The 18,361-nt window shown below is 72.7% G+C and carries 25 protein-coding genes and 1 tRNA gene; 20 read left to right on the forward strand and 6 right to left on the reverse strand.

Translation table 11 applies throughout. The features are described from left to right. The first annotated feature begins 64 nt into the window (after window positions 1-64). The 4 genes from ACZ501_RS18945 (at window position 65) to ACZ501_RS18960 (ending at window position 2,483) form a co-directional block, all read left to right on the forward strand. Window positions 65-907 (forward strand): NAD(P)H-binding protein, encoded by an 843-nt coding sequence (locus tag ACZ501_RS18945; RefSeq protein WP_468796721.1) that lies wholly within the window; start codon window positions 65-67, stop codon window positions 905-907. A gap of 23 nt (window positions 908-930) precedes the next feature. Continuing rightward, complete coding sequence (locus tag ACZ501_RS18950) at window positions 931-1,155, forward strand: hypothetical protein (protein ID WP_361600550.1); 225 nt, start codon at window positions 931-933, stop codon at window positions 1,153-1,155. Between the two features lie 56 nt (window positions 1,156-1,211). Continuing rightward, on the forward strand, window positions 1,212-1,505 hold the full coding sequence (locus tag ACZ501_RS18955; RefSeq protein ID WP_468796724.1) for a hypothetical protein: 294 nt from the start codon (window positions 1,212-1,214) through the stop codon (window positions 1,503-1,505). A gap of 237 nt (window positions 1,506-1,742) precedes the next feature. Then, window positions 1,743-2,483 (forward strand): hypothetical protein, encoded by a 741-nt coding sequence (locus ACZ501_RS18960; RefSeq protein ID WP_468796727.1) that lies wholly within the window; start codon window positions 1,743-1,745, stop codon window positions 2,481-2,483. A 63-nt stretch (window positions 2,484-2,546) separates the two neighbouring features. On the opposite strand, the gene ACZ501_RS18965 is transcribed toward ACZ501_RS18960, so the two are convergent. Then, on the reverse strand, window positions 2,547-3,440 hold the full coding sequence (locus ACZ501_RS18965) for a S41 family peptidase (protein ID WP_468796730.1): 894 nt from the start codon (window positions 3,438-3,440) through the stop codon (window positions 2,547-2,549). Between the two features lie 175 nt (window positions 3,441-3,615). On the opposite strand from ACZ501_RS18965, the gene ACZ501_RS18970 reads away from it, so the two are divergent. After that, the gene (locus ACZ501_RS18970; protein WP_361600562.1) at window positions 3,616-3,840 is read left to right on the forward strand and encodes a hypothetical protein; all 225 of its coding nucleotides are present in this window, start codon (window positions 3,616-3,618) and stop codon (window positions 3,838-3,840) included. Between the two features lie 94 nt (window positions 3,841-3,934). Here ACZ501_RS18970 and ACZ501_RS18975 read toward each other — a convergent pair whose 3' ends face one another. After that, window positions 3,935-4,747, reverse strand: a complete 813-nt coding sequence (locus tag ACZ501_RS18975; RefSeq protein ID WP_361600565.1) for a VOC family protein — start codon at window positions 4,745-4,747, stop codon at window positions 3,935-3,937. 166 nt (window positions 4,748-4,913) lie between these two features. Here ACZ501_RS18975 and ACZ501_RS18980 point away from each other — a divergent pair, with 166 nt between their 5' ends. Then, entirely contained in the window at window positions 4,914-5,513 is a 600-nt protein-coding gene (locus tag ACZ501_RS18980) for an HhH-GPD-type base excision DNA repair protein (protein WP_468796733.1), read from the forward strand. Window positions 5,514-5,635: 122 nt separating this feature from the next. After that, complete coding sequence (locus ACZ501_RS18985; protein ID WP_361600571.1) at window positions 5,636-6,109, forward strand: cupin domain-containing protein; 474 nt, start codon at window positions 5,636-5,638, stop codon at window positions 6,107-6,109. On the opposite strand, the gene opcA is transcribed toward ACZ501_RS18985, so the two are convergent. Continuing rightward, window positions 6,058-6,990 carry a glucose-6-phosphate dehydrogenase assembly protein OpcA gene (opcA, locus tag ACZ501_RS18990; RefSeq protein WP_361600574.1) on the reverse strand — a complete coding sequence of 311 codons (933 nt, stop codon included), beginning with the start codon at window positions 6,988-6,990 and terminating at the stop codon, window positions 6,058-6,060. The genes ACZ501_RS18985 and opcA overlap by 52 nt on opposite strands. A gap of 84 nt (window positions 6,991-7,074) precedes the next feature. Then, the gene (locus tag ACZ501_RS18995; protein WP_468796736.1) at window positions 7,075-8,685 is read right to left on the reverse strand and encodes a helicase HerA-like domain-containing protein; all 1,611 of its coding nucleotides are present in this window, start codon (window positions 8,683-8,685) and stop codon (window positions 7,075-7,077) included. Window positions 8,686-8,773: 88 nt separating this feature from the next. On the opposite strand from ACZ501_RS18995, the gene ACZ501_RS19000 reads away from it, so the two are divergent. Together ACZ501_RS19000 and ACZ501_RS19005 are read left to right on the forward strand one after the other, a co-directional pair. Continuing rightward, window positions 8,774-9,070 carry a type II toxin-antitoxin system VapB family antitoxin gene (locus ACZ501_RS19000; protein WP_008740979.1) on the forward strand — a complete coding sequence of 99 codons (297 nt, stop codon included), beginning with the start codon at window positions 8,774-8,776 and terminating at the stop codon, window positions 9,068-9,070. A 79-nt stretch (window positions 9,071-9,149) separates the two neighbouring features. After that, window positions 9,150-9,839 (forward strand): LytR C-terminal domain-containing protein, encoded by a 690-nt coding sequence (locus ACZ501_RS19005; protein ID WP_468796739.1) that lies wholly within the window; start codon window positions 9,150-9,152, stop codon window positions 9,837-9,839. Between the two features lie 25 nt (window positions 9,840-9,864). Here ACZ501_RS19005 and upp read toward each other — a convergent pair whose 3' ends face one another. Continuing rightward, the gene (gene upp / locus ACZ501_RS19010) at window positions 9,865-10,500 is read right to left on the reverse strand and encodes a uracil phosphoribosyltransferase (RefSeq protein WP_361600583.1); all 636 of its coding nucleotides are present in this window, start codon (window positions 10,498-10,500) and stop codon (window positions 9,865-9,867) included. A gap of 182 nt (window positions 10,501-10,682) precedes the next feature. On the opposite strand from upp, the gene ACZ501_RS19015 reads away from it, so the two are divergent. From ACZ501_RS19015 to ACZ501_RS19060, 10 genes are all read left to right on the forward strand, one after another. Then, on the forward strand, window positions 10,683-11,666 hold the full coding sequence (locus ACZ501_RS19015) for a universal stress protein (RefSeq protein ID WP_468796742.1): 984 nt from the start codon (window positions 10,683-10,685) through the stop codon (window positions 11,664-11,666). Window positions 11,667-11,828: 162 nt separating this feature from the next. Next, window positions 11,829-12,029, forward strand: a complete 201-nt coding sequence (locus tag ACZ501_RS19020) for a hypothetical protein (RefSeq protein ID WP_361600589.1) — start codon at window positions 11,829-11,831, stop codon at window positions 12,027-12,029. Window positions 12,030-12,209: 180 nt separating this feature from the next. Then, window positions 12,210-12,758: a tRNA adenosine deaminase-associated protein gene (locus ACZ501_RS19025; RefSeq protein ID WP_361600592.1), complete on the forward strand. Its 549-nt coding sequence runs from the start codon at window positions 12,210-12,212 to the stop codon at window positions 12,756-12,758. 62 nt (window positions 12,759-12,820) lie between these two features. Further along, window positions 12,821-13,249, forward strand: coding sequence for a tRNA adenosine(34) deaminase TadA (gene tadA / locus ACZ501_RS19030; RefSeq protein WP_468797304.1), 429 nt, complete (start codon window positions 12,821-12,823; stop codon window positions 13,247-13,249). A 72-nt stretch (window positions 13,250-13,321) separates the two neighbouring features. After that, window positions 13,322-13,406: transfer RNA gene (locus ACZ501_RS19035), tRNA-Ser, on the forward strand. An 87-nt stretch (window positions 13,407-13,493) separates the two neighbouring features. Next, window positions 13,494-13,790: a hypothetical protein gene (locus tag ACZ501_RS19040; protein ID WP_361600595.1), complete on the forward strand. Its 297-nt coding sequence runs from the start codon at window positions 13,494-13,496 to the stop codon at window positions 13,788-13,790. 396 nt (window positions 13,791-14,186) lie between these two features. Next, on the forward strand, window positions 14,187-14,348 hold the full coding sequence (locus ACZ501_RS19045; RefSeq protein WP_164720920.1) for a hypothetical protein: 162 nt from the start codon (window positions 14,187-14,189) through the stop codon (window positions 14,346-14,348). 210 nt (window positions 14,349-14,558) lie between these two features. Next, window positions 14,559-15,590 carry an RNA polymerase sigma factor SigF gene (locus tag ACZ501_RS19050; RefSeq protein WP_468796745.1) on the forward strand — a complete coding sequence of 344 codons (1,032 nt, stop codon included), beginning with the start codon at window positions 14,559-14,561 and terminating at the stop codon, window positions 15,588-15,590. Window positions 15,591-15,819: 229 nt separating this feature from the next. Further along, window positions 15,820-16,659 (forward strand): RNA polymerase sigma factor SigF, encoded by an 840-nt coding sequence (locus ACZ501_RS19055; RefSeq protein WP_361600602.1) that lies wholly within the window; start codon window positions 15,820-15,822, stop codon window positions 16,657-16,659. A 50-nt stretch (window positions 16,660-16,709) separates the two neighbouring features. Next, window positions 16,710-17,546 carry a hypothetical protein gene (locus ACZ501_RS19060; protein WP_468796748.1) on the forward strand — a complete coding sequence of 279 codons (837 nt, stop codon included), beginning with the start codon at window positions 16,710-16,712 and terminating at the stop codon, window positions 17,544-17,546. Between the two features lie 31 nt (window positions 17,547-17,577). Here the strand turns inward: ACZ501_RS19060 and ACZ501_RS19065 are convergent, their stop codons facing one another. Further along, a complete protein-coding gene (locus tag ACZ501_RS19065; protein ID WP_468796751.1) occupies window positions 17,578-17,805 on the reverse strand; it encodes a hypothetical protein in 228 nt (75 codons plus the stop codon). A gap of 119 nt (window positions 17,806-17,924) precedes the next feature. Between ACZ501_RS19065 and ACZ501_RS19070 the strand changes: the two genes are divergently transcribed. After that, entirely contained in the window at window positions 17,925-18,356 is a 432-nt protein-coding gene (locus tag ACZ501_RS19070; protein WP_361600608.1) for a MarR family winged helix-turn-helix transcriptional regulator, read from the forward strand. Window positions 18,357-18,361: the final 5 nt, after the last annotated feature.

The raw sequence follows: 18,361 nt of genomic DNA on the forward strand, positions 1-18,361 counted from the left end.
TGTTGACGCGAAAACGTGTGCATGTAAGCATGCATATGTACGCAGCCAATGAACGGAGTCCTTCATGACCGTCCTCGTCACCGGCGCCCGCGGCAAGGTCGCCCAGGCCGTCATCAGCCGTCTGCACTCCGCGGGCCTCGCCGTCCGCGCCGCCAGCGCCCGCCCCGCCGAGCTCGCCGTCCCGGCCGGCGTCGAGACCTGTGAGCTGGTCCTCGACCGCCCCGAGACCTTCGCCGCCGCACTGCGCGGCGTCCGCCAGGTCTTCCTCTACCCCCAGCCCGCCGGCATCGACAAACTCGTCCGGGCCGCCGAGGCCGCCCGCGTCGAGCACGTCGTCCTGCTGTCCTCGTCCTCGGTCCTCGGCCCGGACGCCGAGACCGACCCGCTCGCGCGCCACAGTCTCGACGTCGAACGCGCCCTCGCCGCCTCCACCCTCACCTGCACCTTCCTGCGGCCCGACGCCTTCGCCAGCAACTCCCTCGGCTGGGCCTGGCCCGTCGGCCGTTCGATGCCGGTCCGGCTCGCCCATCCGGACGCGCACATCGCGCCCATCCACCCCGAGGACATCGCCGACATCGCCTTCGAGGCCCTCACCGGTGACACGCTCACCGGCCGCCGCCTCACCCTGACCGGCTCCGAGTCGCTCACCTTCCGCCGCCAGATCGAGGTGCTCGCGGAGGCCGTCGGACGCGCGATCCCCGTCGAGCACATCACCCGCGCCGAGGCCGAGCAGGAGATGGGCGCCCACATGCCCGCACCGATGGTCTCCTCGCTGCTCGACCTGTGGGAGGCCGCGACCCACGGCCCCGCCCCCATCGCCGACACCACCGAGACCCTCCTCGGCCGTCCCGCCCGCACGTTCGGCCAGTGGGCCCGGGAGAACGCCGGCGCCTTCACCCGCCGATGACCCGCGCCCACGAGGAGCACCCGATGAAACCCATCGGCTACTGGCTGAACCGCACCGACCAGGCCCTCACCACCGCGATGGACTCCGTGCTGGCCGAGTTCGGCCTCACCCGCCTCGGCTGGCAGGTCCTGGGCGCCGTCCGGGACGAGCCCGGGACCACCGACACCCTTCGCGGCGTCCGTGCGCAGGGGCATCACGCCCTTCACGCGCCCCTGTCGCACCACCGCGCGCCGTATCACGGAACGTAACCTCCCCTTACCTTCGGTCAGGAGACCTGGTGGAACGTGAGGAACGAGGCGGGCGGATGGTACGGAGGACGGCAAGGCTGCTCGGGGTCTGCGCGGCGGCCGCGACGCTGGCGCTGGCAGCGCCGGGCAGCGCACAGGCGGCCCAGGGGGCCCTGTTCATCGACCGCGCGCCGAACGCCGACCCCAGCGGCTGCTACCCGTTGGGCGACTTCGTCCCGTCGGAGGTCGCCAACTTCACGGACGCGACGGCGTGGGTCTGGTCGGGCCCGCACTGCGACGGCCGGGTGGTGCACCCGATCCTGCCGGGGCAGACCGCGATCGGGCACGGCCAGAGCCTCTACATCGAGTGAGCGGCGACCCAGGCCGGCACCGGCGGGCGGTGTCACGCCGCCTGGACGCAGACCTCGGCCCCCTTGATCACACGCACCAACGCCGGCCGGATACACCCCCGCGGCTCGCCGATGCACTCAAGGCCCCTGAGCGGTCCACCAGTTGGTCACCCCTGAGTCCTGATCAGGGACGCCTCGGGGACGGGCGGGGGCTTCCCCGGTGACGTCCGGGCCGGGCGGAACGGCAGCGTGGGGGGCATGCAGACCCACACCTTCCTCCGCCGCGCGGCAGCCGGGCTCGCCGTCGCCGCCGCCCTCACCCTCACGGTCGCCGGATCCGCCGGTGCGGCGCCCGCGCCCGGCCCCTCGTACGACTTCAGCGACTGCCCCGCCCTCCCGGCCGGGGCCGACGCCGCACGGTGGAAGTGCGAGGTCATGACCGCCACCGGGTCCCTGACGCTCGGCAACCGCACCCTGCCCGAGTTCGCCCCGATGACCGTCACGCACGCCGAGGGGCCGATGCCCGACGGGAGCAGGGGCCAGGTCTGGGGCGCCCTGCGCAGCGCGCCGACCGCCGTCCCCGGCGGCCTGTCCGGCAGCCCGGGCGGCGACCGCAGCCCCGCCCTGGGCCTGTCCGTCCAGCCGGAGTACGGCGGGCGCTCGGACTTCTACACGGTCGGCGACGACATGGGCCTCTTCACCGTCCGCTACCGCGCCCTCGGCCCGCTGCTCCCGCGGGGCTGCGTCATCGGCGCGGGTGAGACCCCCGTCGAAATCCGGCTGAAGCGCGTGGGCCCCTCCGAGCGGGTCTCGAAGAACCCGCCAGTGATCAAGTTCGCCGCCGCGGACGACACCTTCGCCGTGCCGGCCGCCGAGGGCTGCGGGCCGCTCGGGCGGGTCCTGAACGACAGGCTCGGGCTCCCGGCGCAGACCGGCAACGCGATCACCCTGTCCGCGCTGTACACCTACAGGACGTACGACCAACTGCCGCCCCGCTGACGCCCTTCCGGGCAGCGGGGGCACCGGCCGACTGCCCCCGCTGCCCGGAGCCGGTGGCCGCCGTCAGACCGTTGCGCGGCGCAGCGCGGCCTTGAGCGCCTCCTCGAGGGCCCGGTCCGCCGGAACCGGGACGTCGGGCACCACGCCGATGCCCTCCCAGTTGGTACCGGTGACGGTGTTGACGGTCCGGGCCGTCGGTACGGTGACCAGGACGTGCTCGGCGACCGCGTGGCGGGACGTCGGATGGGCCCCGCCGCGCGTGGTCGCTCCGATGACGACGGCCCGGCCGTGCGCTTGCAGGGTGTACGCCACGTCCTCGCCCCCGGAGAAGGTCATCTCGCTGGTGAGCACGTAGACGGGGCGGTCCGCGTAGCGCGGGGCGGGCAGGTGCCCCGCCGTCCAGAACTGCCGGGTCGAGTCGGAGATCCGGTCGTAGATGTCGTTCAGGTGCACCTGGTCGTCCGGGAAGAAGTAGCTGCACCACATCGCCGCACCTTCGGGGGACCCGCCGAGGCACGCCCTCAGGTCCAGGACGAGCGCCGCACTGTGGGCGACCAGCTGCATGGCCGCGCCGATCGCGCTCGCGCCCTCGATGGCGGTCGCGATGCGGTGGACGTCGATGAGCGCGACGTTCCCCTCGAGGTGCTCCACGCGGCGGATCCCCTGGTTCTCCGCCCTGAGCATCGCGAGGAACGCGGCGTGCCCGCCGTCGTCGTCCACCGGCTCCAGCGATTGCGGCTCCTGCGTCCACAGCAGCCGCAAGTGCTTGTCGGGGCAGACTTCCTGGAGGTCTGCCGTCACCGTCTCGCACAGCACCGGGCCGTCCAGGCCTGCGTACGCGCCCGCAGCGAGACGCTCGCGGATGGCCGCCGCGACGGCGGCGGCCTTCTCGGGAAAGACGTAGCCGGCGGTGATCCGCTCCAGGGCCTGTTCGATCACGTGTTCATTGGTAGGCATGGCGGACCACACTAGGTGGTCAACGGGCGTACGTCTGCGCATATTTACCGGCCACCCGACAACGCCGGCGAAAGCGACGAGTGATCGATTCTGCGGTGAATCCGCTCCGGCAACCGGGTGATCGGGAGTGTCCTCGGCTGGTGGGGGCGCGCGCGACGGCGCTATCTCTGCACGCATGATCAAGAACATCGCCGCCGCCGCGGCGCTCGCTTTCAGCACCGCCCTGTTCACCTGCACCCCCGCCCAGGCCGCGCCGAGCCCCTTCCCGCTCCCGCCCTTCGGCTACCCCGCCGTCTACACCGCCGCCTCGGCTCCGGGTGTCTGGCACGTCCCGCTGGTCGTCCACCCCGCCCTCCACCCTGTCTTCCACCCCGCCTACGTGGTCTACGGGTTGAACTGACACCCGGCCGGCGTCCCGCACGCCCGTGCCTCCGCCGTGTCGACCGGCGGGGGCACGGGTGGCGCCGGGCAGAAGACCGGCGAAGAGGCCCCGCCTAGCCGAACTTCGGCATCTCCCCCACCGTCGTCGACAGGTCGATCATCGCGAACGCCGCCCCCTGCGGGTCGGTCACCGCCGCGAAACGGCCGAACGGGCTGTCCATCGGCCCGAAGTGCAGCGCCCCGCCGCGCTTCGTGGCCTTCTCGACCGCCTCGTCGCAGTTCGGCACGGCGAAGTAGACCTGTACGTACGACGGGATCTCCGGCGGGAACTCCTGGCCCATCCTCATCCGGCCGAGCACCGGGTTGTCCGGGCCGCCGACGCTGAAGACCTTGAAGTCCATCCCGGCGGCCTCCGGGTCGTCACCGGCCTCCATCTGCTGGGACTCGTACGGGAAGACCTGCGACAGGAAGCCGTCCGCCTTCTCCGGCTCGCGCGTGAAGACCTCCGCCCAGGCGTACGCGCCGGACTCCCCGAGCTTCTCGAAGCCCTTGTGGTCCCCCGGCTGCCAGACGCCGAAGACCGCGCCGCTCGGCTCCTTCGCGATCACCATCGTGCCGAAGCTGCCGACCTGCATCGGCTCCATCATCAGCGTGCCGCCCGCCGCCTTGATCTTCTCGGCGGTGGCCGCCGCGTCCCGCGAGGCGAAGTACAGACACCACTGCGAGGGCGCCTCGCCCCCGGGCATCGGCGGCACCACGGCCGCGACCGCCTTGCCGCCGGAGTAGGCCTGCGTGTAGTTGCCGTACTCGCTGGTGGCCTCGCCGAAGGTCCAGCCCAGCACGTCTCCGTAGAACTCCTTGGCGGCCTCCACGTCGGTGAACATCGCGTCCACCCAGCACGGGGCGCCTTCCGGGAACTCAGCCATGGCCGATCGACTCCTGTGTCGTCCTCTACGCATGCTTGCGCCGTCGCAACCACGCTAGGCGGCGGGTCTGACAATCGCGCGCCGGACGGACGCGGGCAGCGCCCGACGGCGCGCCGGGCCGCGCGCCGACCGCGCGGGGACGCCGGTCCCGGGGGAGGCTGGAGGCATGGACGAGATCACCATCCGGCTCGCGCAGCAGCCCGAGGCCGACGCCCTCCTCGCCCGCAGCCCGCTGGCCGCGCTCATCGGCATGCTGCTCGACCAGCAGGTGCCGATGGAGTGGGCGTTCTCGGGGCCGTGGACGATCGCCCGGCGGCTCGGCGCCGACGACCTCGACGCGCACGCCATCGCCGCCCACGACCCGGAGGCCTTCGCCGCACTGCTCTCGCAGAAGCCGGCCGTGCACCGGTATCCGGGATCGATGGCGAAGCGGATCCAGCAGCTGTGCGCGTACCTGGTGGAGCACTACGGCGGGGACGCCGCCGCCGTGTGGGCCGACGCCGCGACGGGAGCGGAGCTGCTGGGCCGGCTGAAGGCGCTGCCGGGCTTCGGGGAGCAGAAGGCGCAGATCTTCCTGGCGCTGCTGGGCAAGCGGTTCGGCGTCCGCCCGCAGGGGTGGCGGGAGGCCGCCGGCGGCTACGGACTGCCCGACGTGTACCGCTCGGCGGCCGACATCACCGGGCCGGACTCACTGGCGAAGGTCCGCGCGTACAAGCAGGCGCAGAAGGCCGCCGCGAAGGGCTCCCAGGGGGTGTCCGCGAAGTAGCGCCGGCCGCCCGCAGGGCAGGCGGGACTTCGCGGACACCCCCTCGGCCGTCCGCCCGGGAGCGGGCGGCGGGGCGGGAAACCCGGCCGCGGCGGAGCGGGGGTCGCCGTAGGGTCGGGACCATGATCGACAACCTCACGCGCGCCGACGGCGCCGAAGTCGTCTCCGACGGTCCCGGCAGCTTCATCACGCTCCTCACCGACACCCCCGAACTCACCTGCAACACCGCCCGGTTCGAGGTCGGCGCGGCCGGTGCGCCGGTGCACTTCCACACCAGGGCCACCGAGTTCTTCCACGTCACCGACGGCCGCCTCGACGTGCTCGTCGGCGACGAGGTCCATACCCTCGCCAAGGGCGACTTCCTCAGCATCGCCCCCGGTGTGAAGCACGCCTTCGCCCCGGCCGCCGGCCACACCGCCGAGGTGTTCGTCGGGTTCACCCCCGGCATGGCCCGCTTCGACTACTACCGCCTCCTCGGGCGGGTGCGCGCGGGCGAGGCCACCGTGCAGGACATCATCGACAGCCAGCCCGCGTACGACAACCACTACGCCGAGAGCGACGCCTGGGCCGGCCGGCTGCGCAGCGCCGAGGCGTAGACCTCGTCGGCGTCGAGCCGCCGCAGTTCCTCCGCGATCAGTTCGGCGGTGCTGCGGATCTTGAGCGCGACCTTGCGGTCGGGCCAGCCGGGCAGGACCAGTGTGGCCAGCGAGCCGGTGGGGCGGTCCACGACCACCTCGCCGGCCGACGTCTCCAGCCGGACCCGGGTGATGACCGGCCCGTCCGTGGCCACCCGGGCCACCGGCACCCCGAGCCGGTCCTCCAGCCAGCGCGCCAGCAGCTCCGCGCTCGCGTTGTCGGGCTCGCTCTCCACCGCCGCGGCGGTCACCGGCAGCGGCTTCTGGTCGAAGGCGCAGGCCAGCAGGGACCGCCACGGCGTGAGCCGGGTCCAGGCCAGGTCGGTGTCGCCGGGGGCGTACGAGGCCGCGCGCGCGGCCAGCACGCCCAGCGGGTCGGGCGCCGCCTGGGAGTCGGTGATCCGGCGCTGCGCCAGCGCGCCCAGCTCGTCGCGGGCGGGATCGGCGGGCGCGCCGGCCGGCCACCACGCCACCACCGGCGCGTCCGGCGCCAGCAGCGGCAGCACCACCGAACCGGCCTGGCTGGTGAGGTCGCCGTGCAGGCGCAGCAGCACGATCTCCCCGGAGCCGGCGTCCGATCCCACGCGCAGTTCGGCGTCGAGCCGTGTCTTGCGCCGCCGTTCGGGGCCGCGCGAGGTCCGCTTGATCACGGTGATGATCCGGCACGGGTGCTCGCGCGAGGCCTCGGAGGCCGCGCGTACGGCGTCGTAGGCGTTCTCCTCGTCGGTGACGATGACGAGGGTCAGCACGAGCCCCATGGTGGGGCTGCCGACGGCCCGCCGGGCGTCGAGCAGCGCCCGGCCGATCTTGCTGGACGTGGTGTCGGTGAGTTCGGTCCGCATACCCCCGAGTCTGTCAGCGGCCGCCGCACCGCAAACAGCCGGTTCGCTCGATTCCGTCTGGAGGGGTGCGCACGGCCTCCGGGTTCAGCGCCGTCGCCGCGCCGTCCCGAAGACCGACCGGGAGATCTCGCGTCCCAGCTGCGTGCCGATCGACCGTGCCAGGGAGCGGAACAGACCGCTTCCCACGACCTGTTCGGCCAGGGAGGGTTCCGGTCGGGGCGTCTTGCGGGCGGACCTCGCCGCCTCCTCGGCCTGCTTCCCGGCTTCCGCCGCCGCGGCCGCCGCCTCCGCCCCGGCCTCCGCGGCGGCCTGTTCGGCGGTGATCTTCTCGTACGCGGACTCGCGGTCGACCGGCTCGGCATAGCGCACGTACAGCGGCGACGCCTTCACGGCGCGGTCCAGGGCGGCGGCCTCGACCGGCCCCATCAGCGACTGCGGGGCGCGCAGCCGCGTGGCGGCGACCGGCGTGGGGGCGCCCCGCTCGCTGAGCACCGTGATCACCGCCTCGCCGGTGCCGAGCCCGGTGAGCGTCTCCTCCAGGTCGTACGCGGAGTGCGGGAAGGTCTTGACGGTGGCCTTGAGGGCCTTGGCGTCGTCCGGGGTGAAGGCGCGCAGGGCGTGCTGGACCCGGTTGCCGAGCTGGGCCAGCACGTCGGCCGGCACGTCCTTGGGGGTCTGGGTGACGAAGAAGACGCCGACCCCCTTGGAGCGGATCAGCCGGACTGTCTGGGTGATGGACTCCAGGAACGCCTTCGAGGCGTCGTGGAACAGCAGGTGCGCCTCGTCGAAGAAGAAGACCAGTTTGGGCCGGTCCAGGTCGCCGACTTCGGGGAGGCCGCCATACAGGTCGGCCAGCAGCCACATCAGAAATGTGGAGAAAAGCTGCGGTTTGTCCTGGACTGCCGGGAGTTCCAGTACGGAGACCACACCGCGCCCGTCGGCGGCCGTCCGGAGAAATTCACCGGTGTCGAATTCGGGCTCGCCGAAGAATTGCGCGGCGCCCTGCTGCTCGAATGCGGTCAGGGCGCGCAGGATCACCCCGGCGGTCACCGTGGAGAGCCCGCCGATCCCCTTCAGTTCGGGCTTTCCGCGGTCGGAGACGAGGAAGGCGACCACCGCCCGCAGGTCCTTGAGGTCGATCAGCTCCAGGCCCTTGGAGTCGGCGTAGTGGAAGATCAGGCCGAGGGACTGCTCCTGCGTCCGGTTGAGCTGGAGGATCTTGGACAGCAGCACCGGCCCGAAGGCGGTCACCGTCGCACGGACCGGGATGCCGGGGCCGATCCCGCCCAGCGAGTAGAACTCGCTCGGGCATCCCGTGGGCCGCCACTCCTGCGCGACCTCCCCGGCCCGCTGCGCGGTCTTGTCGTTCGCCGCGCCGGGCACCGAGATGCCCGAGACGTCCCCCTTGATGTCGGCGAGGAAGACGGGCACGCCGCTCGCCGACAGCTGTTCGGCGATCAGCTGGAGGGTCTTGGTCTTGCCGGTGCCCGTGGCGCCCGCCACGAGCCCGTGCCGGTTGAGCATCGACAGCGGGATGCGGATCTGCCGCCCGGGCAGGCACTGCCCGTCCCAGAGCAGCGCCCCGAGATCGAGCGCCGGGCCGGTGAAGGCGTAACCGGCGGCGATCTCGGCGGCGGCCGCGTCGGCCGCGCCGGGCGTGCCGCCCGAACCGGCCGGGTCGGTGCTCTGACTCATGCATCCCTCCCGGAATAGCCCCGTGTGCCACCTTTGCACCACCCGAGCGAGGCTGCGCCCGGAGGCACCGGCCCGGTAGGCTTTCCGTGTGATCTTCAAGCGCATCGGAAGCGGGCGGCCGTACCCCGACCACGGCAGGGAAACCACCCGGCAGTGGGCGGACGTCGCCCCGCGCCCGGTCCGGCTCGACCAGCTCGTGACCACCAAGGGGCAGCTGGACCTCGAGACCCTGCTCGCCGAGGACTCCACCTTCTACGGGGACCTCTTCGCCCACGTCGTGAAGTGGCAGGGCGACCTCTACCTGGAGGACGGGCTGCACCGCGCCGTGCGCGCCGCCCTCCAGCAGCGCCAGGTCCTGCACGCACGCGTGCTCGAGATGGACTGATTGCGCCTTTCGGGTCGGCATCACCCGATCAACTCATCATTTAGTAGGCACCATTCCGGTACGGCACTACGCTGCGCCCATGAGCATGCTCACTCCCCCCGGCATGGGCGGAAAGTACCGCGTAACGGGAGCTGCCTACCCCCGCATGAGCCGCCCCCGGCGGCGTCGGAAGATCGTCGCCGCCCTGCTCGGGTCGGTCCTGGCGCTGGCCCTGCTCGGCTACGGGGCGCTGCAGCTCATGGACGTGTTCGGCGACGGCAGCGGCAAGCGCGGTGCGGCGGCGGCCGGCAAGGACTGCCCGACGGCGTCCGCCGCACCCGCCAAGCCCGCCGGCGCCGTGCAACCCGGCGCCCGACCGGACGCGGCCCCCGCCGCCTCGGGTGCCCCCGCGGTCGTCCTCCCCCAGCCCGGCCAGATCACCGTCAACGTCTACAACGCGACTCCGCGCGCGGGCCTGGCCAAGGCCGTCGGCGACGAGCTGAAGAAGCGCGGCTTCACCATCGGCCAGGTCGGCAACGCCCCCGCCGACTTCGACAAGAAGGTCCCCGGGACCGGGATACTGCTCGGCTCCCCGCGCACCGACAAGGCCGCCTACTCCGTCCTCGGCACCCAGCTCGCCGGGGTCACCACGCAGACCGACGCCCGCGAGGGCACGGACATCGACCTGATCCTCGGCGACGCCTTCAAGGAGCTCAGCACGAAGGAGGACGCGGACAAGGCGCTGGCCCTCCTGGCCAACCCCGCGCCCGCGCCCTCCAAGCAGTGCTGATCCCCCGGAACGCGGGGGCGGCGCGCTACTCGGCCGAGCCGTACATGCGGTCGCCCGCGTCGCCCAGGCCCGGCACGATGTAGCCGTGCTCGTTGAGCCGCTCGTCCACGGCGGCCGTCACCACCGTCACCGGCGTGCCCGCGAGCTCGCGCTCCATGACCTCGACGCCCTCGGGCGCGGCCAGCAGCACCACGGCGGTCACGTCGTCGGCCCCGCGCTTGATGAGCTCCTGGATCGCGACGACCAGCGTGCCGCCGGTGGCCAGCATCGGGTCGACGACGTACACCTGGCGGCCGGAGAGGTCCTCGGGCATGCGCGTCGCGTACGTGGAGGCCTCGAGGGTCTCCTCGTTGCGGACCATGCCCAGGAAGCCCACCTCGGCGGTCGGCAGCAGCCGGACCATGCCGTCCAGCATGCCGAGGCCGGCGCGCAGGATCGGCACCACCAGCGGACGCGGGCGGGCCAGCTTGACGCCGGTGGTCGGGCCCACCGGGGTCTCGATGTCGGACTGCTCGGTACGCACGTCGCGGGTGGCCTCGTACGCGAGGAGGGTCACCAGCTCGTCGGCGAGCCGCCGGAAGGTGGGCGAGTCGGTGCGCTTGTCGCGCAGCGTGGTGAGTTTGTGCGCCACCAAGGGGTGATCGACGACCTGCAAACGCACAACATCCTCCAAGACTCAGCCGGGCTTCGACCTGCGATCTGCGAACTGCGAGACCCTGCTACCTGCGAAAACGGCCGCCTGTTCGCGACCCACTGGCAAAAGGCTACGCGCTGCGCACCCCGCTCCGCGTCCGCCCGGCGCCCTGCGTTGCGGGCCGCCGCGGCGCCGAGCACCCTTGACTGGTGAGCAACGGACCGGTCATCGCGGCCGTCGACGGATCGGAACACAGCCTCCGCGCGCTCGAGTGGGCCCGCACCGCGGCGCTGCGGCACGGCACCGGGCTGCTGGTCGCCCATGTGCTGCCCGAGGCGTCCCAGCTGTACGCCGGCCGCCGCTCGGCCCTGCACGACCCCAATGAGCCCGAGGAGTACGCCGACCCGGTCGGCGACCACGTACGCGGCCTCCTCGCGACCGCCCCCGAGCTGCCCGCGGAGGTCCGCTACGAGGCCTTGGAGGGCTCGGTTCCGGCGGCCCTGCGCGTGATCAGCGGCGAAGGCTCGCCGCTGATGCTGGTGATGGGCTCCCGGGGGCGCGGCGGGTTCGCCACGCTGCTGCTCGGGTCGAACAGCCGGGCCGTGTCCGGCACCGCCTCCTGCCCGGTGGTGGTGGTCCCGCACGCCGACCGCGACGCCGCCCCGAGCCGGGACGCGGCCCCCGGCCGGGACGCGGCCGGCGCTCCGGCGGGGGACTCGGCCGGCAAGGTGGTGGTCGGGCTGCACGCCGCCGAGACCCCCGACGACGTACTGGCCTTCGCCTTCGCGGAAGCCGCCGCACGGGGGACCACCGTCCAGGTGGTCTCGGCGTACGCCCTCCCGCCCGGGCCGACGACGCTGCTCGGCGGCCCCTTCGCGGTGATCCCGCCCGAGGCGCTCACCGACGACGCGGACACGGTGCCCGCCGAACGGGAGACGCTGCGGGCCCAGACGCAGCGGTTGGCCCCGCTGCGGGAGCGGTACCCGGACGTACCCGTCGAGCAGGCCGCCGAGCCCGGGAACGCGGCCGGGCGGCTGGTGGAGGCGTCCCGGTCGGCGGCGCTGGTCGTGGTGGGCCGCCACCACCCGCGCGTGCGGTCCCTGCTGATGGGGTCGGTGGCGCACGCGGTGCTCCAGCACGCGCAGGGCCCGGTGGCCGTCGTACCGTCCCTCACCGACGAGGACGGGGTCTGACCGCCGGCCGCCGCGGCACCCGCATCCGCTGCGCCGACCCCTGACCTGGGGCTATCTGCGCGGGGGGTGGCATCAAACGCGCCGTGCGGGGGAAGGTGGCACCGGGGGGTCTGCTCCGCGCCGGCGGAGGAGGACGACCTGACCCAGCCTGGGGTGGTGCCGATGCCCGAGACGCAGCCCAACGACATCGACGGGAGAGAGGTCTACGAGGCGCCGGAGACGGCGGCGCAGCGCAGGGCGCGACGCGCGCAGTTCCTGCGCGACCTGAACGAGGCCCGGGAGCTGCGGGACCGGGTGCAGCCCCGGCGCGCCCGCGCGGCCCGGATGCGGCAGCAGATGCGGATGCGTACCTTCCGCTGGTGACCCGCGCGGCCGGGCGGCGCCGCGACACGGCCGCCGCGCCGAAGACCTCTCGCAAAGCCGCTGTTTCTGCCACGATGCCGATTGGGCGGGGTGCGGACGGCAAGCGTCACGGCCGTTCTCCCCACCCTCCGGCCGGGGGGACCTCCAACCGGCACGCCTACGACCAGTGGGAGAGTCACGGTGTATTTCGCCGCACTGCTCGCGCGCACCGAAGACGGGTGGGAAGCGAGCGACATGGAACTCGACGACGTCGAGTCCCTCAGTGATCTGATCGATCTCGCACGTTCCGCCGCTGTCGACGACGACACGGTGGTCGCCCTCATCGAGCAGGAGGACGCCTGGTTCGGCGTCATCCGCGTGGACGGAGAGGAGGACCCTCGGTACTTCGTGTCGAACGCCTCCGCGGCCGACCGCAGCTCCTACGGATCGATGCTGACGAAGGAGCTGATGGGCACCGACGAGGACGACGACGACCTCGACGAACTGGACCTGGACGGCACCGAGGACGGCGACGACGAACCGGTCGCCGCCTTCACGGACGAGGACGACGACCAGGACGACGAGCCGCTCACCGGCTCCGAGCCCGCTCCGGCCGGCCCCCTCGGCGACCCCCGCCTGCTGGACGACCTCGGGGTCGGCCACAAGGAACTGCTGTCCCTCGACGGAGACGCCCTGACGGAGATCGCCGACGCCCTCGGCGCCACCGAGGTCCTGGAGGCCGTCCGCTAGTGATCGCCGAGCACGACACCGTGTACGACCCCGATCCCGTACGGGATCCCTGGCGGGACTCCATGCGCCTCGCGCTGGAGCAGGCCGCCCTGGCGGTACCGGCCGGCGACGTGCCGGTCGGTGCCGTCGTGCTCGGCCCCGGCGGGGAGCTCCTCGCCACCGGGCACAACGAACGGGAGGCCGTCGGCGATCCCACGGCGCACGCCGAAGTGCTGGCGCTGCGGCGCGCGGCCGAACGGCTCGGGGAGTGGCGGCTGACGGGGTGCACGCTGGTCGTGACCCTGGAGCCGTGCGTGATGTGCGCGGGCGCGCTCGTCCAGTCCCGCGTGGCGCGGGTCGTCTACGGCGCCGGAGACGAGAAGGCGGGCGCGGCGGGGTCGATGTGGGACCTCGTCCGCGACCGCAGGCTCAACCACCGGCCCGAGGTGATCCGCGGGGTGCTGGAGCAGGAGTGCGCACGGCAGCTCACCGACTTCTTCCGGGAGCGGTGACGAGGGCGGCGCGGGTGCGGTCTGTGCTGCGGATTTGCAAAGCACTCCCCACCGTGGGCTAGGATCTCTCTCGGTAGTGTGTCCGAGTGGCCGAAGGAGCTCGCCTCGAAAGCGAGTATGGGGCAACCCATCGGGGGTTCAAATCCCTCCACTACCGCTCTTGATCGAGAGCCCCGGTTCGTACGAACCGGGGCTCTCGTGCGTCCCCGCCGTGACCGGCCGCCCGCTCGGCCGTTGTCACGGCATGACCAAGACCCAGCGCATGCTCGCCGCCTTCGCCCTCGCGGGGGCCGCCGCGGGCCTCGCCGCACCCGCCGCCACCGCCGCGCCCGTGGGAGTGGCCCCCCTCGCCCTGCCCGACCTGCCCACCGCCGCTCCGGGGATGCCGGCCGGCTCCCAGCCCGCCTCGGTCCAGGAGATCGGCGCGAAGGTCAGCGAGGGGGCCAACCAGCTGAACCAGCTGATGACCCTGCCCGACCAGCTCGCGCCGGTGATCGCGCCCGTCGAGCCGGTCCTGAGCCTGGCCGGCGCCATCCAGTAGGCGCCCGCCCCGCCGCCGCGGCCGACACCGCCCCCCGTCCCGGACCACGCGAAGAAGGCCCCGGCCGGAGCCGGGGCCTTCGACGACGGGGACGGGGGAAGTGGCATCGGGGGGACAAAGCCACTTCCCCCGGTGAGGACGGACCTGCCGCCCGAGCCGCGGTCAGGGGGATACCCGCGGCTCGGGCCCCGCAGTGAGGCCCTGTCCCTCACCCACCGGTTTCCTGCCAGAACCGGTGGGCTCGTGCTCCATCCTGCGCCTCCCGCAACCGCACACCCAGCGGCAAAGGGCCCCAACCAGCGGGTCATTGGTCCCTAAAGGGCGGGTGAGCGTCCAAACCCGACCGGTTAGACTCACCCGACTTTGCAGCACCGGTTGGGGAGGCCGACACCGTTCATGGACACCAAGAAGCTCATCACGGGCGTCCTCACCGTGTTCGTCCTCTTCGTGATCATCACCCAGCCCAAGCGGGCGGCCGAGATGGTGGGAATAGGCTTCCAAGGCATATCGGACGCCGCCTCCGGTATCGGCGAGTTCATCACCGAACTGGTGAACTGAACCCGTACGCTGAAGCGATTTCCGGACTTCCAGGTCCCCCACTCCGACGGGTGGGGGGCCTTTCTCGTTCACCTCAGTGACTTCGGGTGAATAACTACCCCTGAATGCCCAACTTGCCCTCAACACGGCTATATACGGTGCTTGCACATAGTGCACATCTCTTGTGATGCTATGACCGCTTTTGACCGATGAGTTGACCGAAGGGGTGGCGTGACCGTGCCGGCCAGTACTGCGCCTCAGGTGCCTCCCCAGCAAGAGCTCCGCCCGCACGAGCCGCGCCCCGAGGCCCGCGCCGAAGGCCCGCACGAGCCGCGCCCCGAAGCCCGCCTCGAAGGCCGTCCCGAAGACCGCCCCGAAGACCGTCCCGAGGGCCGTCCCGAAGGCGGCCGCCCCGAGGCGCGCGCGCAGGAGCCGGGCCAGGGGGCGCACGAGGGTTCCCAGGAGCCGCCGGCCGCGCCGGTTCCGCCGAGGCCCCAGGGCCGGGGAGCCGACACCCGGGCCCTGACCCAGGTGCTCTTCGGGCAGCTGAAGGACCTGGAGCCGGGCACCAGCGAGCACCACCGCGTGCGGGGGGCCCTGATCGAGGCCAACCTCCCGCTCGTCCGGTACGCGGCCGCCCGCTTCCGCAGCCGCAACGAGCCGATGGAGGACGTGGTCCAGGTCGGCACGATCGGCCTGATCAACGCGATCGACCGGTTCGACCCCGAGCGCGGGGTCCAGTTCCCCACCTTCGCGATGCCGACGGTCGTGGGCGAGATCAAACGATACTTTCGCGACAACGTCCGCACCGTCCACGTCCCGCGCCGCCTCCACGAGCTGTGGGTGCAGGTCAACGCCGCCACCGAGGACCTCACCACCCTCCACGGCCGCACCCCCACGACCGCCGAGATCGCCGAGCGGCTGCGGATCGGCGAGGACGAGGTGCTGTCCTGCATCGAGGCCGGCCGCAGCTACCACGCCACCTCCCTGGAGGCCGCCCAGGAGGGCGACGGCATGCCCGGCCTGCTCGACCGGCTCGGCTACGAGGACCCCGAGCTGGCCGGCGTCGAGCACCGTGACCTCGTACGCCACCTGCTGGTCCAGCTGCCGGAGCGGGAGCAGCGGATCCTCCTGCTGCGGTACTACAACAACCTGACGCAGTCGCAGATCAGCGCGGAGCTGGGCGTCTCGCAGATGCACGTGTCCCGGCTGCTCGCGCGGAGCTTCGCCCGTCTGCGATCCGCAAACAGGATCGAGGCTTAACCGGATCGGGTGGAGCCCTTCCCGGGTTTCCCTACAGAATCGGCTCATTCCGCTCGGTCGGCTGTCTGTCGCTGGAGATACTTGTCGACATGGCGCTACAGCGTGTTGCCGACATGTGACATTCTGCTGGAACCGCGTTTGCCGCAGCCCCGCCTCCGGTATTCAGGTGGAGGCTGCGTTCCTCCGACGGACGCAGAGACGCGACCGTCCGCGACCTCAAGGGGGTGGCATGTCCGCAGAACAGGGCAGCTCCAAGGTGCTCACGCTCGACACGCGTGAGCTGCCGGCAGTGTCCGACCGCTCGGAAGCCATCGACACCCGCACCCTCTCCCGCTCCCTCTTCCAGCGACTTGCCGCCCTGGACGCGGACAGCCCCGAACGGACGTACGTACGAGACACCCTGATCGAGCTGAACCTGCCGCTGGTGCGCTACGCGGCGGCCCGGTTCCGCAGCCGCAACGAGCCGATGGAGGACATCGTCCAGGTCGGCACCATCGGCCTGATCAAGGCGATCGACCGGTTCGACTGCGAACGCGGAGTGGAGTTCCCGACGTTCGCGATGCCGACCGTCGTGGGCGAGATCAAACGATTCTTTCGGGACACCTCCTGGTCCGTCCGCGTCCCGCGCCGGCTCCAGGAGCTGCGCCTCGCACTGACCAAGGCCAGTGACGAGCTCGCCCAGAAGCTGGACCGGTCCCCGACCGTGCCGGAGCTGGCGGCCGTGCTCGGCGTCACCGAGGAGGAGGTCGTCGACGGCCTTGCCGTCGGCAACGCCTACACCGCCTCCTCGCTCGACTCGCCCTCTCCGGAGGACGAGGGCGGCGAGGGCTCGCTCGCGGACCGGCTCGGCTACGAGGACAGCGCGCTCGAGGGCGTCGAGTACCGCGAGTCGCTCAAGCCGCTGCTGGCCAAACTCCCTCCCCGGGAGCGGCAGATCATCATGCTGCGGTTCTTCGCGAACATGACCCAGTCGCAGATCGGCGAGGAGGTCGGCATCTCCCAGATGCACGTCTCCCGGCTGCTCACCCGCACGCTCGCCCAGCTGCGCACGGGCCTGATCGGGGACTGACGCAGGAGCGCGGGGTTCACATATGACATCGCGTCAGGAACACTGGCGCGATGCGAACGGGATCCCGCGCCGCCCTCGCCCTCGCCCTGTGCTGCACGGCCGCCGCCCTCACCGGCTGCGGGCCCGGCCGGGACGGCTATGCCGCCGTGGGCGCCGCCGCCGCGGGCCCCGAGCGGGGCGCGGGGGAGAACGTGCCGCCCCGCGGACGGGTGGAGTTCCAGCCGCTCGCGCCCGACGGCTCGGCCGCCTCCGCGAGTGCTCCTTCTTCTACGTCGCCCGGCGCGCCCGGGTCCCCGTCCCCCGGCGGCTCCGCCCAGGGCGGAGGGACGGCCGCCGCCCCCGGCGGCTCCGCACCCGCGCCCGGCACCCCGCCGGACCCGGGCACCCCGGCCGCCCCCGGCGGCACCGGGGGCGCGGGCGGCACGGGCTCCACCGCCCCGGGCTCTCAGTCCCCGCCCGGCACTCCGGTCCCACCGGCCACTCCAGCCCCACCGACCCCGCCAGGCACTCCCGGCACTCCGGTCCCGCCGGCCCCTCCTGCCCCGAAGCCGGGCACCACGCCGCCCGCCCCGCCGGCCACCCCGGCGCGGCTCACGCTCAGCGCCCCGGCCCGCGCGGCGGCGTCCGACCGCTGGTGCGAGCGGGTCACGGTGACCTTCACCAACACCGGGACCACCGCCGCCCGTTCGGGGACGGTCAGCTTCGCGACGCACGTCATCGGCGCCCTCGGCATCGACTGGGCCACGATCACCACGACCCAGCCCCTGCCCGCCCCCCTCGCGGGCGGCACCTCGAAGACGCAGACCTACACGGTCTGCGTCGAGTCGTGGCGGGTCCCGCTGGGCATGCACGTGGAGACCCGGCGGGTCACCGCCGCCTGGAGCTGAGCCCGCGGGCCCCGGGGCAACAGCCGCACCGTCAGCGGAGGGCCACCCACAGGGACGCGGCGATCACGAGCACCAGGGCGATGACCACGGCCGCCGTCGCGCCGCCCTTGGCACCGGACTCCTTCGCGCGCCGCCGGGCGCCCGGGACGGACGGGGCCCGGGCCGACTCGCCCTCCTCCACGAACGCGCGGAACATCTGGGTGCTGCCGGCGGGGTCGTGCGCGCCCTCGGATCCGGGTGGGGTGTGGTTCGCAGACATGGCTCAGGACCCTAGCGGGTTTTCCGATTCCTTTACCGCCTCACCCCTCAGATTCATTTGCCTGTAGCAACCATGCGGTTATATGGTTGCCCTAAGCAACAAGATGGGGGCGGTTCCCGGTGACGACGCAGACGGCCCGGCACACCCGGTACGAGGAGCTGGCCCGCCAGCTCACCGGCGTAGGAGCGGTCAAACGCGACCTGGCCCGGATGCTGCCCCCGCACTGTCCGCCCGGCTCCGCCGCCGTCCTCACCGTCCTCGACCGGCACGGCGAGATGCGGCTCAGCCGGCTCACCGAGTTCATGGCCGTCGACATCTCCGTCAGCAGCCGGCACGTCGCCCATGTGGCGCAGCGCGGCTGGATCGAGCGGGAGACCGACCCCGGCGACGGCCGCTGCCGGATCCTGCGCCTGACCGACGCGGGGCGCGCCATGCTCGCCGAGCTCGGCGCCCGCTACACGGACGCGCTGGAGAAGGCCCTGGCCGACTGGTCGGCCGAGGACATCGACGTACTGAACACCCTGCTGGCCCGACTCCGATCGAGCTTCTAGGCAAA

This window comes from Streptomyces sp. NPDC034085 (assembly GCF_055575555.1).